16 protein-coding genes and 1 tRNA gene are annotated in these 14,825 nt (G+C 69.4%); 7 read left to right on the top strand and 10 right to left on the bottom strand.

Annotated elements, in window-relative coordinates:
• Window positions 1–8 precede the first annotated feature (8 nt).
• Entirely contained in the window at window positions 9–2,459 is a 2,451-nt protein-coding gene (locus tag ACFUTX_RS02115) for an ATP-dependent helicase (protein WP_378860538.1), read from the bottom strand.
• A gap of 102 nt (window positions 2,460–2,561) precedes the next feature.
• On the opposite strand from ACFUTX_RS02115, the gene ACFUTX_RS02110 reads away from it, so the two are divergent.
• A complete protein-coding gene (locus ACFUTX_RS02110) occupies window positions 2,562–2,960 on the top strand; it encodes a YccF domain-containing protein (RefSeq protein WP_378860537.1) in 399 nt (132 codons plus the stop codon).
• Between the two features lie 18 nt (window positions 2,961–2,978).
• On the opposite strand, the gene ACFUTX_RS02105 is transcribed toward ACFUTX_RS02110, so the two are convergent.
• From ACFUTX_RS02105 to ACFUTX_RS02095, 3 genes are all read right to left on the bottom strand, one after another.
• Window positions 2,979–6,014: a hypothetical protein gene (locus ACFUTX_RS02105; protein WP_378860536.1), complete on the bottom strand. Its 3,036-nt coding sequence runs from the start codon at window positions 6,012–6,014 to the stop codon at window positions 2,979–2,981.
• A gap of 164 nt (window positions 6,015–6,178) precedes the next feature.
• On the bottom strand, window positions 6,179–6,991 hold the full coding sequence (locus tag ACFUTX_RS02100; protein WP_378860535.1) for an ABC transporter permease: 813 nt from the start codon (window positions 6,989–6,991) through the stop codon (window positions 6,179–6,181).
• Entirely contained in the window at window positions 6,988–8,070 is a 1,083-nt protein-coding gene (locus tag ACFUTX_RS02095) for an ABC transporter ATP-binding protein (RefSeq protein ID WP_378860534.1), read from the bottom strand. Before ACFUTX_RS02095 ends, ACFUTX_RS02100 begins: the two co-directional genes overlap by 4 nt.
• 61 nt (window positions 8,071–8,131) lie before the next feature.
• Here ACFUTX_RS02095 and ACFUTX_RS02090 point away from each other — a divergent pair, with 61 nt between their 5' ends.
• From ACFUTX_RS02090 to ACFUTX_RS02080, 3 genes are all read left to right on the top strand, one after another.
• Complete coding sequence (locus tag ACFUTX_RS02090; protein WP_378860533.1) at window positions 8,132–9,121, top strand: helix-turn-helix transcriptional regulator; 990 nt, start codon at window positions 8,132–8,134, stop codon at window positions 9,119–9,121.
• A 7-nt stretch (window positions 9,122–9,128) separates the two neighbouring features.
• Window positions 9,129–9,830, top strand: a complete 702-nt coding sequence (locus ACFUTX_RS02085) for a phosphotransferase family protein (RefSeq protein ID WP_378860532.1) — start codon at window positions 9,129–9,131, stop codon at window positions 9,828–9,830.
• 187 nt (window positions 9,831–10,017) lie between these two features.
• On the top strand, window positions 10,018–10,497 hold the full coding sequence (locus ACFUTX_RS02080; protein ID WP_378860531.1) for a heme-degrading domain-containing protein: 480 nt from the start codon (window positions 10,018–10,020) through the stop codon (window positions 10,495–10,497).
• A 6-nt stretch (window positions 10,498–10,503) separates the two neighbouring features.
• On the opposite strand, the gene ACFUTX_RS02075 is transcribed toward ACFUTX_RS02080, so the two are convergent.
• Both ACFUTX_RS02075 and ACFUTX_RS02070 read right to left on the bottom strand, forming a co-directional pair.
• Complete coding sequence (locus ACFUTX_RS02075) at window positions 10,504–10,848, bottom strand: hypothetical protein (protein ID WP_378860530.1); 345 nt, start codon at window positions 10,846–10,848, stop codon at window positions 10,504–10,506.
• A gap of 37 nt (window positions 10,849–10,885) precedes the next feature.
• On the bottom strand, window positions 10,886–11,410 hold the full coding sequence (locus ACFUTX_RS02070) for a hypothetical protein (RefSeq protein WP_378860529.1): 525 nt from the start codon (window positions 11,408–11,410) through the stop codon (window positions 10,886–10,888).
• A gap of 201 nt (window positions 11,411–11,611) precedes the next feature.
• On the opposite strand from ACFUTX_RS02070, the gene ACFUTX_RS02065 reads away from it, so the two are divergent.
• Window positions 11,612–11,684 (top strand) — tRNA-Met (locus tag ACFUTX_RS02065).
• 37 nt (window positions 11,685–11,721) lie between these two features.
• Here ACFUTX_RS02065 and ACFUTX_RS02060 read toward each other — a convergent pair.
• Genes ACFUTX_RS02060 through ACFUTX_RS02050 form a run of 3 tightly spaced genes read right to left on the bottom strand, consistent with a single transcriptional unit; the run spans window position 11,722 to window position 12,966 of the window.
• Entirely contained in the window at window positions 11,722–12,099 is a 378-nt protein-coding gene (locus tag ACFUTX_RS02060; protein ID WP_378860528.1) for a hypothetical protein, read from the bottom strand.
• The gene (locus ACFUTX_RS02055) at window positions 12,093–12,674 is read right to left on the bottom strand and encodes an ArsR family transcriptional regulator (RefSeq protein WP_378860527.1); all 582 of its coding nucleotides are present in this window, start codon (window positions 12,672–12,674) and stop codon (window positions 12,093–12,095) included. Before ACFUTX_RS02055 ends, ACFUTX_RS02060 begins: the two co-directional genes overlap by 7 nt.
• A gap of 40 nt (window positions 12,675–12,714) precedes the next feature.
• Complete coding sequence (locus tag ACFUTX_RS02050) at window positions 12,715–12,966, bottom strand: OST-HTH/LOTUS domain-containing protein (protein ID WP_378860526.1); 252 nt, start codon at window positions 12,964–12,966, stop codon at window positions 12,715–12,717.
• A 139-nt stretch (window positions 12,967–13,105) separates the two neighbouring features.
• Between ACFUTX_RS02050 and ACFUTX_RS02045 the strand changes: the two genes are divergently transcribed.
• Together ACFUTX_RS02045 and ACFUTX_RS02040 are read left to right on the top strand one after the other, a co-directional pair.
• On the top strand, window positions 13,106–13,243 hold the full coding sequence (locus ACFUTX_RS02045) for a hypothetical protein (RefSeq protein ID WP_378860525.1): 138 nt from the start codon (window positions 13,106–13,108) through the stop codon (window positions 13,241–13,243).
• A gap of 53 nt (window positions 13,244–13,296) precedes the next feature.
• The gene (locus tag ACFUTX_RS02040) at window positions 13,297–13,437 is read left to right on the top strand and encodes a hypothetical protein (RefSeq protein ID WP_378860524.1); all 141 of its coding nucleotides are present in this window, start codon (window positions 13,297–13,299) and stop codon (window positions 13,435–13,437) included.
• A 20-nt stretch (window positions 13,438–13,457) separates the two neighbouring features.
• Here ACFUTX_RS02040 and ACFUTX_RS02035 read toward each other — a convergent pair whose 3' ends face one another.
• On the bottom strand, window positions 13,458–14,654 hold the full coding sequence (locus ACFUTX_RS02035) for a glycosyltransferase (protein ID WP_378860523.1): 1,197 nt from the start codon (window positions 14,652–14,654) through the stop codon (window positions 13,458–13,460).
• Window positions 14,655–14,825 lie beyond the last annotated feature (171 nt).

Here is a 14,825-nt window from a genome sequence, read left to right as displayed (position 1 = left end):
GAGCCGCGCTAGAGCTTCTCGATCGGCGCGATCTTGATGAGGAGCTTCTTCGGGCCGGCGGAGTCGAACCGCACGTGGGCCACGCGCTTCGCGCCTTCGCCGGTGACCGCGTCGACGCGGCCCTCGCCGAAATCGTCGTGGCGGATACGGTCACCCGGCGCCAGCTGCATGTCGCCGTTGTCGCGCACCTTCGCGGGGATCTTGTTCGCGAAGCGCTCGAGGTTGCCGGTCGGCTCGCGGCGCGACAGCGGGACGAGGTCGTCGCCGTACCGGTTGCCCGACCCTCCGAAGCCCGAACCGCGTCGCGCGTTGAGCGCGCGGGACTGCGTGCCGCCGCGCGAGTTCACGTCGCCGGGCGACTGGCGCCAGTTGAGCAGCTCGGCGGGGATCTCCTGCAGGAACCGGCTCGGCATCGCCACGGTGACCTCGCCGAACTGGGCGCGGGTCATGGCGAGCGACAGGTACAGGCGCTTGCGGGCGCGGGTGATGCCGACGTAGAAGAGACGCCGTTCTTCCTGGGGGCCACCGGGCTCGTTCGCCGAGATGCGGTGCGGGATGAGGTCTTCCTCGACACCGGTGACGAAGACCGCGTCGTACTCCAGGCCCTTCGCGGTGTGCATCGTCATGAGCGACACCGAACCCGAGGCGTCTTCGAGATCGTCGGCGTCGGACACGAGCGACACCTCGGTGAGGAAGTCGAGGAGGGTGCCCTCGGGGTTGTTGCGCGCGAACTCGCGGGCCACGGCGACGAGCTCGTCGAGGTTCTCGATGCGCGCCTCGTCTTGCGCGTCTTTGCTGGCGCGCAGCGCGTCGTAGTAGCCGCTCTTGTTCAAGAGGAGCTGGATGCCTTCGGCCACGGCGGTCGGCGGCGCGAGCTCGCCCGACGAGGGGAGCATCAGCTCGGATGCCTCGGCCAGCACCGCGTCGAGGTGCGCGATCGCCGCCTGGATCTTCGGCCCGACGCTCAGCGCGGACGAGTTCGCCAGCGCGTCGCGGAAGGTGATGCCCTCGTCTTGCGCGTATCGGGCGATGGCCTCGATGGTGACGTCGCCGATGCCTCGTCGCGGCCTGTTGATGATGCGGCGCATGGCCATCTCGTCGGCGGGGTTCGCGACCGCGACAAGGTAGGCGAGGGCGTCTTTGATCTCGGCGCGCTCGTAGAACTTCGTGCCGCCCATGATCTTGTACGGCACGGCCGAGCGGATGAAGATCTCTTCGAGCGCGCGCGACTGCGAGTTCGTGCGGTAGAAGACCGCCATCTCGGAGTAGTCGACCCCGCCGCGGTGCAGCACCTCGATCTCGTCGGCCACGAACTGCGCTTCGTCATGCTGCGAGTAGCCGGTGAAGCCGATGATCTGCTCGCCGGCGCCGACATCGGTCCACAGCTTCTTGTCTTTGCGGTCGAAGTTGTTGCTGATAACGGCGTTGGCCGCCGACAGGATGTTCTGCGTCGACCGGTAGTTCTGCTCCAGCAGCACGACCTTGGCGCCCGGGTAGTCGCGCTCGAACTCACTGATGTTGCGAATGTCGGCGCCGCGGAACGCGTAGATCGACTGGTCGGAGTCGCCGACCACCGTGAGCGACGCTCCCGCCTTCTCGGGATCGTCGGCCGGGTCGGGCTCGAAGATCATCATGCCGCCGACCGACTGCGGCTCGGCGCCGCTGCCGATGGGGCGCGTCAGCTCGTGGATGAGCGCGTACTGCGCGTGGTTGGTGTCTTGGTACTCGTCGACCAGGATGTGCCGGAACCGGCGGCGGTAGACGTCGGCGACCTGCGGGAAGGCGCGGAAGAGATACACCGTCTGCGCGATCAGGTCGTCGAAGTCGAACGCGTTCGCGCGCTGCAGCTCGCGCTGGTACGCCGCGAACAGCTCGACGAACACCCGCTCTGCCGGGTCGGACATGTTCGCCGAGCGAGCGTAGGACTCGGCATCCGACAGCTCGTTCTTCAGGCGCGAGATCTTGCCCTGTGCGGCCGCCGGCGTGAGTCCGAACGCGTCGGCCTCGTGCTCTTTGACGAGCCGCTTGATGAGCGCCCGGGAGTCGCCGGAGTCGTAGATGGTGAACGACTTCGTGAACCCGAACTGCTCGGCCTCGCGGCGCAGGATGCGCACGCACGCCGAGTGGAACGTCGAGATCCACATGCCCCGTGCCGAGTCGCCGATGAGGTTCTCGACGCGCTCGCGCATCTCGCCCGCGGCCTTGTTGGTGAAGGTGATCGCGAGGATCTGGCTGGGCCACGCCTCTCTGTTTCGCAGCAGGCTCGCGATGCGCCGGGTGAGGACGCTCGTCTTGCCCGACCCCGCACCGGCGACGATGAGCAGCGCCTGGCCGCGATAGGTCACGGCCTCACGCTGCTGCGGGTTGAGTCCGGCGAGGAGGTCGTCGTCGGGGCGCGCGCCGGCCTGCTGAGGGCCGCGATCCGCGCTGACGATGAGGGGGGCATGGGCGTCGGTCATGGCCCGACAAGTCTAGGCGCGGCCGGCGACACCGGCGGTGGGGCGGGAGGTTCGGGGGAAGACCCCCGCGCTTTCGCAGCATCCGCTTGGCATGATCTATGCATGCGCACCCTCCTCAACATCATCTGGCTCGTGCTGTCGGGCTTCTGGATGTTCCTCGGCTACGTCGCCGCCGGCGTGGTGCTGTGCATCCTGATCCTGACGATCCCGTGGGGCATCGCGTCATTCCGCATCGGACTGTTCGCGCTGTGGCCCTTCGGACGAACCGTCGTCGACAAACCGCGCTCGGGCGTCGGCTCGTTCCTGGGCAACGTCGTGTGGGTGATCCTGGCCGGGTGGTGGCTGGCGATCGGTCACATCCTCACGGGCGTCGCGATGTGCCTCACCATCATCGGCATCCCGCTGGGCATCGCGAGCTTCAAGCTGGTGCCCGTCTCGCTGATGCCGCTGGGCAAGGAGATCGTGCAGGTCGACGAGGCCCGCGCGCTCGTGCATCACTGACCCGCCCCCTGGCGAACGTCAGGGACGAGCGGATGCCGCGGCCACCCGCCGCCGCGAGGGCAGCGCCAGCAGCAGCCCGACCGCGAACAGCACGGCGCCGACCGCCGCGGCGATCCACGGTGTCTCGGGCGGGATCTCGAGGTACGTCGTGATGCCGAGGATCCTGGCGAGGCCCCAAGGCAGGAGCCCCATCTCGTCGTTCCAGAAGCTGAGCGCCGTCTCGAGGCCGATCGCCCCGATGATCGCCGACGGCACGGCCAGCGCAGCGCCGATCGCCGCGAGCACGTAGCCCGTCGCGCGGCGGGCGCCGACCTGAGCTGTGAGGGCCCACCCGGCTGCGACGAACACCCACACGAACAGCGCGAACGCGACCGCGATGTACAGCGTGCGGAGACCGGGCTCCGTCCAGAACGCGAACCAGTACCCGCCCGGACCCGTGAACGACAGCGCCACCAGGGTCACGATGCATCGCAGCACGACCACTCCGCCGACGGCCGCGATCACGGGCCACGGGGAGCGACGGCCGAGAAGCAGCCGGACCACCACCGCGAAGAGCAGCCATGCCCCCAGCACCACGGCCAGGTGCGTCCAGGAGAGGAACGACGTCTGCACCGCTCGGGTCGCGACGAGCAGCGCGGACGGCACCGCGAGCAGCAGCCAGCGGTCGAGCTCGAGCATCCCGAGGGTCGATTCACGCGCCCGCCAGGGCCGCGTCGACGACAGCCACGCTGCCCGCGCCGCCGCCGCACCCGGGCGCCGCACGAGACTGGTGCGCGAGGCCAGCATGCCGATCACGACCCACGCGACGGCGAGCACGAGCAGGCCGCGGGCGATCCACGCCATGGTCAGGTCGCGTTCGGCCCGTTCGACCCCGAGCTGCGCCGCGGTGAGGTTGAACGCCGGATAGTCGAGGTTCCCCTCATAGGTCTCGAGGTGCGCGGCGGCGAGCGCTTCGAACTCGGCCCGGTCGGCGTCCCACGCCGCGTACGCGTCGGGCGAGAGGGTGTCGTGCCACTCCCCCTGGTGGAGGATCATCGCGCGGTAGGCGCCGAGCATCCGCAGCACGTCGAGCTCGTAGTCGAGCGTGCCGACGAATGCGTCGCGCAGCGCGGGATCGCGCCAGGTTGCGGCATCCGTCGACGACACCGCCTCGCGCATGGCCTCGACGGTCGCGACCGCCTCGCGGCCACCCTCGATCACCGAATCGATGTCTCCGCCGGTGGCGTCCCGCGAGATGGCGTAGAGCACGTCGAGCACCGCCGAGTCACCGGTGAGGATGTCCCACTCGAAGATCCACATCATGGGCGGCGGCTCGAGACCGATCGCGAACACGCGCTGATCGGCGAAGGCCTCGATGTACATTCCCTGCTCGATGGCCTGGCGCGAAGCATCCATCGCCTGCACGATCGCCGCGACCGTCGCGAGGTCGTCCGAGAACCACTGCCGCGCCCACCCCGCGGTCACGTCGGCGACGTCGGTCTCGGGATCACGGGCGAGGGCGGATGCCACGACCGTGTCGAGCTCGTACAGCTGCCAGAACCCCGACTTGAGGTAGAGCGTCATGGGGCCGGCGCGCCACGGTCCGCCGTCCTGAGTCCAGACCCAGACGCCCTCGATCCGGTCGTTCGCGGCGAGCAGCGTCTGCAGCGCGTACTGGTACTCGCGGCCGAGGTCGTTCGGGAAGGCGCCGAAGTTCTCGAATTCCCGCCGGCTCTGGAACTCGACGATGCGCCGCTGCTCGCCCTGCTCGAGGGTGTCGTTGAGCGGCAGCCAGCTGTAGAAGTCGCCGAGCGTGTACTTGGTCGACACGATGAGCGCGGGCGAGTCGATGCCGCCCAGCACCTCTTCGTACGAGGCGGGGTTGGTGTGCATGTCTCCGACGGCGCCGACGCCGACGCTCCACGTGCGGAAGATCACCTCGCGATCGGATGCCTCGGCCTGCGCGCTGAGCGTGTCGAGCATCGCGCGCACGGCCTCGGGGGTGCGCACAGCGAGCTGCGAGTAGTAGTCCCATCCTTCGACGTCGTACACCTGCCCGGCTTCGCCGATGCGGATGAGGATGCCGTCGAGGGCCGGCTCTGCCGCGTAGAGCTCGTCGAGCCCGTCGGCGTAGACCTGCCACAGCTCGGGGTTCTCGGTGTCGAGCGACCCGAACCTGTCGACCAGGTAGTCCTCGAGGGGGGTGGTCAGCGTCAGCATGTCGGTGCGCAGGAACACCTTCATGCCGAGGTCGTCGGCGTGCTGCCAGAAGGGTCCGAACGCATTGCGCAGCGCGAGCGCCTGGGCGCGGTGCTCATCGCCGGGTGTGTAGACGCCCCCGTCGTCGACGACCTCGTCGAACGCGACGAACTCGATGAAACCGGGGAACGCGACGGCGTTGTAGCCATTGGCCAGGGAGTGGCGGATGAACTCGTCGAAGTCGGCGAAGGCCTCGTCGAGGGCGGTCTCGTCGATGTAGGGAGCCTCGGGCAGGAGCACGTTGGCGAACGCCTCCGAGGCGTGGGAGTAGTCGTCGCCCTTCTCCCATGCGGCCGGGTCGGGCTCGACGCCGACGGCACCCATGTCGACCATGCGGAAGGGCAGGCGCGAGGTGACCTCCTGACCGAGGTGCTCGTCGACGGGCTGCGACGTGCGTACCTGGGCGGCGAGGTCGTAGATGCCGCGGACCGCGCCGGCCACGCTCTCGGCCTCGATGCGAAGTGCCGACGGTGTGCCGGTGAGCCGGTAGGTGTCGTCGTCGGGGTCGCCCTCGCCGGCTTCGACGATGAGCGACGCCTCGCCCTCTCGGCGGGGCGCTTCGGCGGTGGCGTCGCGCAGGCTGGCGATGGCGGCGTCATAACGCTCGCCCGCGGGGGCGTCGATCGTGCTCCAGCGCGGGGCGGGGACTGCCGCACCCAGGTCGGGTGCGGTCGGCGCGGCCGGAGACATCTGCTGCGCCGGCTCGGTGCGGATGCCGAGCGCGTCGCCGACGACCACACCCAGGCCCGCGCCGAGCGCGACCAGCAGAAGCACCGTGACGACGGCGACGATGCCGCGCCTCCTCGACGTCCCCATCCGATAAATCTAACCCGGCGTGACCTGTGCTTTTTGACGCGTCGAGGGGCGTGGGAGCGGTGGCGCGACAGGCGGGCGGGAGTCGGGGCGCCACGCGGACACGGCACGCCGAGGCATCCGCCGTGTCGTGCGCGCGCGGCGCCCCGAGACCCGCCCGTTCGGGGTCAGCTGCTCTTGCGCATCGCCCGGATGCCCGCCCACAGCCCGAGGGCGGCGAGCACGAGGGCGGCGATCCAGCCCCACAGCACCTCGATCGCCCCGAGATCGCCGGCGAACAGCGCCCTTTCGGCCTGCACCACCCAGTTCACCGGGTTGACGGCGGCCACCGCGCGCATCCAGGCCGGTCCGTCATCGAGGGGCAGCAGCATGCCCGACAGGATCAGCAGCGGGAAGATCAGGGTCTGCTGCACGCCCCAGAAGAGCCACTCCCGGTCCTTCGTCTTCAGCGCGAGCGTGTACGAGAGCGAGCCGAGGCCCACCCCGAACACCGCCAGCAGGGCGAGTCCGACGACGAGCCCGGGCACGTTGATCGTGAACCCGAACGGCCACGCGATCAGCACGATGATCAGCGACTGGACGACGATCGGTGCGATCTCCTTCAGTGCGCGGCCGACCAGCAGCGACGAACGGGCGAGCGGCGCGACCAAAGTCCGCTCGTGCGAGCCGGTCATCATCTCGTACTGCAGGTTCGACCCGGTCGCGCCGGTGCCGAACAGCACGATCATCACGAGCACTCCGGGCACGAACCATTGGAGCGTCTCGCCCACCGGTGCGCCGGATGAGCCGATCAGGAGGGGCGCGAAGAGGCCGAGGAAAACCAGCGGCTGCACCAGGCTGAAGATGAGCGTGAACGGATCGCGCAGCACCGGCTTCAGTTCGCGGGTCAGCACGTTCCAGGTGTCGCGCGCGGCGTTGGCGCGGACGGCGGTGTCGGGCCGGGTCGTCGACCCGAGGGGTGAGGTGGTGGTGTCGGTCATCGCTGGGCTCCATTCAGGGCGGCCGGGTCTGATGCGGGAGCGGATGCCTCGGCCGAGGCATCCGGTTCGGCGGGCTCGCCCTCGCCGGCCTCGCGCAGGGTGCGCCCGGTGAGGGCGAGGAACACGTCGTCGAGGGTGGGAGGAACGCCGGTCGCTCGCGCGACCCGGATTCCGGCGGCGTCGAGCGCCCGCACGGCGGCGGGGAGAAGCGCGTCGCCGTCGGGGGCGGTGAGGGTGACGGATGGTCTCGATACGTCGCCTTCGGCGACGCTCGATCCCCGCGTGAGCCGCACGTCACGGTCGGTGAGGTTCTGCACCACCGCGACGGCGGCCGCGGCATCCGCCTCGGAGGTGAAGCCGAACGTGAGCACGTCGCCGGCGAGGTTCGCCTTGAGCGCGGTGGCGGTGTCGTCGGCGATGACGCGGCCCCTGTCCATGACCATCACCCGTTCGGCGTAGCGGTCGGCCTCTTCGAGGTAGTGGGTGGTGAGGAAGACCGTCGTGCCGTACTCGCGCCGCAGGTCGAGGATGTGCTGCCACAGGTTCGCGCGGCTCTGCGGATCGAGGCCGGTCGACGGCTCGTCGAGGAAGATGAGCGGCGGCGCGTGCATGAGGCCGAGGGCGACGTCGAGTCGGCGCTTCTGTCCGCCCGAGAGCTGCTGCACGGGGCGGCCGGCGAACCCGGCGAGATCGAGGGACTCGATCAGCTCGTCCGCGCGTGCCCGTGCGTCGGCTTTGCCCATGCCGTAGAACGCGCCCTGGCTGAGCAGCTCGTCGCGGGCGCGCTGCGAGAAGCTGCCGCTGGTGAGCTGCCCCACGTACCCGATGCGGGCGCGCACGTCGGCGGGTGAGCGGAGGATGTCGTGGCCGACCACGCGGGCCGTGCCCGATGTCGGCGGGATCAGGGTGGTCAGCATGCGCAGGCTCGTCGACTTGCCCGCACCGTTGGGTCCGAGGAAGGCGACGAGTTCGCCGCGCTCCACCTGGAAGGTGAGGTCGGTGACCGCCTCGACGGTCTTCTTCTTCACGGTGAAGCGCTTGGTGAGACCCTGCGCTTCGATGATCGGTTGGTTCGCCATGCCGCCACACTAGGAATGATTGCGGACACATTCGGTCCGCGATGTGTGGCAATCTTTCGTCATGTCCGACACCACGACTCGCGCGCTGTCGCTGCTGAACCTGCTGCAGACCCACCGCCACTGGCCGGGGTCGGAGCTCGCCGGGCGCCTGGGGGTCACCGAGCGGACGGTGCGGCGCGACGTCGAGCGTCTGCGCGACCTCGGCTACCGCATCGAGTCCACGCCCGGCGCTGCCGGCGGGTACCGGCTGGAGGCGGGGAGCGCGGTGCCGCCGTTGCTGCTGACGGACGAGGAAGCGGTGGCGATGGCGATCGGGTTGCGGGTCGCGGCATCCCAGCGTCTCGTCTCGGGTCCCGAGACGACGATCACGGCCCTGGCGAAGCTCGAGCAGGTGCTTCCGGCGCCGTTGCGCCGACGGGTGAACGCCCTGGCGGAATCGGTGCAGCCGGCCGGCATCAACGCGGGGGCGGCGGTGTCGAGCGATGTGCTGGGAGAGCTGGCGCTGGCGTGCCGCGATCATGAGCGGGTGCGGTTCACGTATTCATCGGCGGCGGGTGAGGTGACCAGGCGACGGGTCGAGCCGCATGCGCTCGCCCCGGCGGACCGGCACTGGTACCTGCTGTGCTGGGATGTCGAGAAGGACGACTGGCGCACGTTCCGCGTCGACCGGCTCACGGGGGTCGAGCACACGCGTGTGCTGTTCGAGCCGCGGCCGCTCACCGCCGAGGAGGTCGAGGAGTTCATCTTCGTGGCGCGTTCATGGCAGCGGCAGGCGGTCGAAGCGGACGCGGTGATGGAGCTGGACCTCGACGCGATGCGCGACATCTTCGGCCAGTGGGGCCAGGGGGCGTCGGCGGAGGGTGACGGGCGTACACGGTGGCCGGTGGGCGGGGCGGACTTCCGCGAGACGATGTACGGCCTGTCGTGGATCCCCGCGGGCGTCGAGTACACGACCGATCTGGGGTCTCCGGCGCGGGAAGAGCTGCGCGAGGTGCTGGAGCGGATGCTTCGGGCCCTCGATGCGCCGGCACCGCCACCACGGCTGACATGATGAGCGCATGCGTCAGGGCGCTGTCGGCCACGTTCGTGTGATCGATCACCGCGGGCAGGCGCCTGTGGAGAAGCGGATGACGGATCCGGCGCGGCACGATACAGAGGTCGCCGCCTTGACGGCTCTTGCGGGCAGCGGCCTGCCGGCGCCCACCCTGCTCGAGGTCGCGCCCGGGTCGATCGTGATGACGCGTCTGCCCGGCGACCGGCTCGACGCGGTCGGGCCGGACGAACGCCTCGATGGCCTGCGGGAGTCCATGCGGGTTCTTCGCCGGCTTCACGCACTCCCGGTGCCCGATGGGTTGCCGCCCGCTGCGGACGATCGGCTGATCGTCGAACGGTACATCGAGGCCGGCGGACCTCCCCTTCCGCTGGTCGTCCCGGGCTCAGAGGGCCGGGCGTTCTGCCACGGAGACTGGACGGACGGGAACCTGCTCGCGATCGACGGAGAGGTGACCGGGGTCGTCGACTGGGAGGCGGCGCACGCCGGCGACCCGATCCGCGAGCTTGCGCGGGCCGCGTGGGGCGCTTCGCGAAAGGACGCCCGGAGCTTCGACGCGATGGTGGAGGCGTACGGAGCGGACCGGGACGCGGTCGCGGCGTGGACGGCGGTCCACGCGGCGGAACTCTGGCTGTGGTTCGCGGCGGAGGGCCCGCCGGAGTATCTCGACCAGCTGACGGCGGAGTTGGTGAGGTGGCCCCTCGGGTAGGACTCGCACCGCACGGGACAGGGTTCGACAGATCGGTTGTTCCAGTCACGCGGAGTCACCCGCCGTCGGCAACTCGTCGCCGATGTGACGAACGGGTTCGGTTGCTTCATCGTGGCGCCAGACGTAAACCTCGCATGGGGGCAGGAGGACCGCGCACGGGGAGCGGCGAGTCGATAGCCTTCTGGGCATGAGCGAAGACGCCCGCGAGACCCTGGCCCGTGTCGAGCGTGAGGAGAGGGAGCTGGTGCTTCCGCGATTCGATCTGGCGGATGCGTGGGCTCTCGGTTCTCGGATGCGCGAGGACGCCCTCTCGGCCGAGTTGCCGATCGTGATCGGCATCACGCTCGGTGAGGCGCGGGTGTTCCACACGGCGCTGCCGGGTTCGAGCGCCGACAACGATGGATGGCTCGACCGCAAGACCCGAGTCGCCCGCCGGTACGCTCGCTCGTCGTTCGGAGTGGGGTTGTCGTTCCGGGCGGAGGGCAAGGACTTCGACACGTCTGCGCGCCTCGACACTTCTCTGTATGCCGCTCATGGCGGGGTGTTCCCGATCACCATCGCGGGTGTCGGTGTGGTGGGGACGGTGGGAGTGTCAGGACTCCCGCAGGCGGAGGACCACGCGTTCGTCGTCGAACACCTGCGGGAGTACCTGACACTTGTCGGCTGACCGCCGTCAATCCGACGGGCCGCACTCGACGAGCAGAGAGTCGAACTCTCCCGCCCGCGCGGCCCGGGCGTTCTCGCCCGTGTAGTCGTCGACGTTCAGGACGGCGAGCGCGATGTTCTGCTCGTCCCCGCACGCGGCGACGACCATCCAGTCCTCTTCTCTGCCGCTGTCAGCGGTCCGGTAGCGCGAGGCCTTACCCGCGATCGGGTAACTGATGTCGTACACGACGAGCCCGTACTCAGCCGGCAACTGCTTCTCCACCTCAGCGACGTTCATCCCGATGTAGGCGCTGATGTCGAGCGGCTCTTCGGCCGGCCCGGCGCACCCGGCGAGGGCGACGACGAATGCCATCATCGAGACGGACAGCGAGCGGCGGAGTCCCCCCACGCTAGACGACCCGGCAGGAGATACCCGCCGGGTGCGGGTTGAAGGCGTACAGCCAGTTCGACGTCCGGTTGGAGAGCACCACCCCGCTGCGCGCGACCTTCTTGTTCACCTTGTACTTGTGGCGGCTGCCCACCGAATACGCGACCAGAGTCTGGCCTTTCTTGAGGGATGCCGCACTGCACGTCACCGCGACGGAGACCGAGGTCGCCGAGCTGAAGCCCAGCTGACTCGCCACCGCCCCGCGCGAGATCCCGAGACTCAGCTGAACGGTGCGTGTCGCCGAAGCGGTGCGGTTGATGCTGCAGCCCAGACCGTTGGTCTGGACGTTGCAGTGTGCGATGCGGCGAGTCTTGTCGACGTAGCCGCCGTACGAGGACTTGTTGACGACTTTCAGCTGGGTGATCGTTCCGAACGCGGGCACGCCTGCGGCGATCTCGCTGGCATGGACGGCCGGCGCGGCGACACCGAGCCCCGCCAGCGTGAGTGCGGTGGCCAGCACGGCGGCCCACCGCTTCTTGATAAGCAAAATATCCTCACTAACTCCCGCCATCTGGCGGATTACGGCAACAGTACCGTTCTCCTTCTTCGCGCAATGAGTTATCCACAGGCGCTCGCGAACGACGTGAATTGAACGTTCGTCCAGCGCGCACGACATACGACGACTCACGAGGAAACGAGGGCTCACGCTCCGGCGCAGTCGCCGATCGGCGAGCTAACGTGTGTTCATCGCGGCGATCCGGGCGGTCCCGGGCTCCGGCTCATAACCGGAAGCGTTGCGGGTTCGACTCCCGCCGTCGCGTCGTTACTTCAAGTCCGGACACGCGACCGAGGCAGGCATCAACTCGCGCCCTGATTACGGCGGGCATCAGCGCGCGGGTCGCTGACGAAGGTCGCAAGTTGATTCAACCGTTTCTCACTTGAGTCGAGGACGGCGCGGAGGAACCGTCCGAGCGCCTCGTGCTGGCCTGCGCCGTTGCGCGTGCGGTATCCGTGCGCGGCGAGGAGCGCCTCGCCCACGTCGTGCGCCGCGTCGTACGCGAGGTCGTAGGTGACGACCACGCTGGTGAGCAGCGGAAGCTGACCGATCCGTTCGGACGCCGCAGCCAGAAATGCCGCCGCTCGCGCTGCATCAGGGGTGACCTTGTCGAGACGTCGCGCGGACACCGGGACGTCGACCGCTTCTTGCTGCAGATCGGCGAGCGGAGTCACTACCACGGAAGCTCTCCGATGATCGGCACCGCGGGGTTCGCACGCACTTGGTCGAGAAAGCCCGAGTCGACCGCCAACTCCGCCCGCGTGAGAATCGTGGCGTTCACCGGGCGATGCACGGCTTCTTCGACTCGATCGCAAACCTCGTACACGCGATCGGCGTCGGGACTTCCGATCACCATGACGTCGATGTCATTGGGCGGCGGCCCGTCTACGCCGCGGAGCCTTGCGGCGAACGACCCGTATAGGAACGCCGAATCGATCCCCTCAACCTCGGCGAGCTCATGCCTGAGCATGATTACCGGACCGGTGACGATCTGCAGGATCTCGCGCAACGGCGGGACCAGCGCGCTGTCCGGATTCGCGGACAGCAGCCGCGTGCGCCCGACATGACGCTCGACGAGGATGCCGGCATCCAACAGACGCGCAACCTCGCGGTGAGCGGTCGGATAGGCGAGCTCCGCCCGCGCGGCAAGTTCGCTCAGGCTCAGTTCACCCTCGCCCAGCAGGATCGACGAGAGCAGACGCGCCTGTCCGTCCGACCGGAAGATCGGAGCGAGGAGTGGCGCCTCCGTTCTCATATAACTGATGTTATTGTCCGTTATATCGATAGTCAAGGCGCTACTTCAGGCCGTTCTTCACGCGCAGCCCGCCGGGCGGGTTCGGCGAGACGGCGAACAGCCCGATCTCACGCACAAGGTCGGAGAGCTTCGCATAGCCCCAGTTGCGGGAGTCGAAGTCAGGCTGGTTCTTGCGCATGAGCGAGCCCACCTCAGCCAGATGCGCCCACCCTTCCTCGTCCGAGGCCGCAGCAACACTCGCACGAAGATTGATGTGCCATGTCGAGGCAGCGCCCGCCGCGATTTTCGGCAACCCCGCGCCCTCTCGCACGATCCGCCCCGGCCCGCAACCCCTTACGGCCGCGCACCTCAGAGGCGTGGACTAGTCCCCATGCGACGCCGACGGGATGCAACCACGAGCGCCCCGACAGCCAGTGACAACGGAGGACGAGATGACCCACGCACCGGATGACCGCTCCGCCGACCGCCCCGACGACGCGGGCAGCCCGAGCCAGGGCGCCGAATCGCCCGAGGAGGGCCAGGACGCCATGGAGCAGGCCGAGGACGCGACCGTCGACGGCGACGACTGACGAGTTCCGCACCACCGCGCCCGGACGGCATCCGCGAAACTACGCTGGTGGGCGTGAGCGCGCGTGAGGTCCAGGCGTGGGTCTGCCCGACCTGCGGAGACCCGCTGCGGTTCGAGATCCTCGATGACGAGAGATTCCTCGTCGCGTGGTCGTGCGTCATCTGCGGGCTGATCCGCACGACCGAACCTGCCTGAACGCCCCGCCCGAGATCGCGTCAGGCCGCGGCCTCTTGGCGACGCAGCAGCGAGAACGACGCGTCGGCGTAGGCCTGCAACATCCGCTCTCTGTCGATCCCCGAACGGGCGGCGAGCGCACGGGCGCGGTGGACGCGCCGACGGGTGACGACCGACCGCCAGGCCTCCGCGATGGCGTCCTCGTTCGCGGGCGTGACGACCCCGAAGCCGTCGACCTGCGCGGCCGCGTCGCCCACGTCAGTGGTCACGGGCGTCGCACCGCAGGCCGCGCCCTCGAGCAGGCACAGCGGCGAGGCCTCGCCGAAGGCGCTCGTCAACGCGACGATGTCGGCGATCTGGTAGATCGACGGCATGTCGCGCCGGATGCCCAGCGCGTGCACCGCCCGCGACTCCCGCAAGCCCGACTCTTCGGCGAGCGCACGGAACCCGTCGTTGTCCCGCGTCATCCCCGCCCCGCACAGCACGTAATGCGCGCCGGGCGCGACGGCGACATGCCGGGCGACCGCCCGCAGGAACAGCCCCGGATTCTTCATCGCGTCGAAGCGCGCCGCGAACACGACGACCGGCGCGTGCGACGGGATGCCGAGCAGCGTCCTCGTCGCGGCCCGCTCCCCCGCGGTTCCGGGACGATACAGCGCGGTGTCGACGCCGTTCGGGATCACGAAGCGGCTCGCCGCCGAGACGCCCGCCCGGTGGTAGGCCTCGTCGGTCGTCCTCGCGCACGAGATCGTCGCCGTCACGAGACCGGATGCCGCCGCCTCGACCAGCCACCCGAGCGCGGGCCCCGAATGCAGCGGGTCGGAACGGTGCAGGCACGCCGCCACCGGGATATCGGGCATGAGCCCGCGCGCGTGAAGGGCGAGGAGGATGCCGAGCGGCTGCTCCTTGAGCGACAGGATCAGGTCGGCGTCGCGAACGGCCCGCGCCGCGACCGCGATCTCGGCCTCCGTGAACGAGTCTGGGCCCATCGGGGCGGCGTCGGCCTCCCGCCCGAGCGTGTCGACGGCGACACCCGCTGCGGCCAGACGCTGGTAGCGGGCGTCGTCGCCGAGGTGCTGGACCGTCGACTCGCGGCGCACCCGTGCCGCGATCGAGAGCACCGAGTGCGCCTGCTCGCCGCTGCGGTGCAGACCGGCGACCACCTCGGTGTGCAGCACGCGCGCGCCGCCGGCGAAGAAGCCCTCGTACAGTGAGAGCACCCGTGCGGGTCGGACCATGGCAGCTCCCTCGGGATCATGGAGCCGGACCCGCCCCGATCGCCGCTCTGCCTGGTGCCCCGCGACTCATCTGTGATCGAAGCGGCGCCGACGCCGAATGTCAGACCATGCTGGGGCCTCGAGGGGCCGGAGTCGATGAATCGCGTCTGTGCAGTGGGTGAACGGATGCCT

It is taken from the genome of Microbacterium sp. NPDC057407, from assembly GCF_042803895.1.
GTDB lineage: Bacteria > Actinomycetota > Actinomycetes > Actinomycetales > Microbacteriaceae > Microbacterium.
Note: the sequence above shows the minus strand (reverse complement) of the source record. Positions and strands in the feature narration are given on the sequence as shown.

Bases quoted from the DNA above. Each gene is read 5' to 3' on its own strand.
- ACFUTX_RS02055 (WP_378860527.1), bottom strand. From the start codon at position 12,674: ATGAGAACGGAGGCGCCACTCCTCGCTCCGATCTTCCGGTCGGACGGA.
- ACFUTX_RS02095 (WP_378860534.1), bottom strand. From the start codon at position 8,070: ATGGCGAACCAACCGATCATCGAAGCGCAGGGTCTCACCAAGCGCTTC.
- ACFUTX_RS02085 (WP_378860532.1), top strand. From the start codon at position 9,129: ATGCGTCAGGGCGCTGTCGGCCACGTTCGTGTGATCGATCACCGCGGG.
- ACFUTX_RS02115 (WP_378860538.1), bottom strand. From the start codon at position 2,459: ATGACCGACGCCCATGCCCCCCTCATCGTCAGCGCGGATCGCGGCCCT.
- ACFUTX_RS02090 (WP_378860533.1), top strand. From the start codon at position 8,132: ATGTCCGACACCACGACTCGCGCGCTGTCGCTGCTGAACCTGCTGCAG.
- ACFUTX_RS02045 (WP_378860525.1), top strand. From the start codon at position 13,106: ATGACCCACGCACCGGATGACCGCTCCGCCGACCGCCCCGACGACGCG.
- ACFUTX_RS02100 (WP_378860535.1), bottom strand. From the start codon at position 6,991: ATGACCGACACCACCACCTCACCCCTCGGGTCGACGACCCGGCCCGAC.
- ACFUTX_RS02075 (WP_378860530.1), bottom strand. From the start codon at position 10,848: ATGGCATTCGTCGTCGCCCTCGCCGGGTGCGCCGGGCCGGCCGAAGAG.
- ACFUTX_RS02035 (WP_378860523.1), bottom strand. From the start codon at position 14,654: ATGGTCCGACCCGCACGGGTGCTCTCACTGTACGAGGGCTTCTTCGCC.
- ACFUTX_RS02080 (WP_378860531.1), top strand. From the start codon at position 10,018: ATGAGCGAAGACGCCCGCGAGACCCTGGCCCGTGTCGAGCGTGAGGAG.
- ACFUTX_RS02110 (WP_378860537.1), top strand. From the start codon at position 2,562: ATGCGCACCCTCCTCAACATCATCTGGCTCGTGCTGTCGGGCTTCTGG.
- ACFUTX_RS02105 (WP_378860536.1), bottom strand. From the start codon at position 6,014: ATGGGGACGTCGAGGAGGCGCGGCATCGTCGCCGTCGTCACGGTGCTT.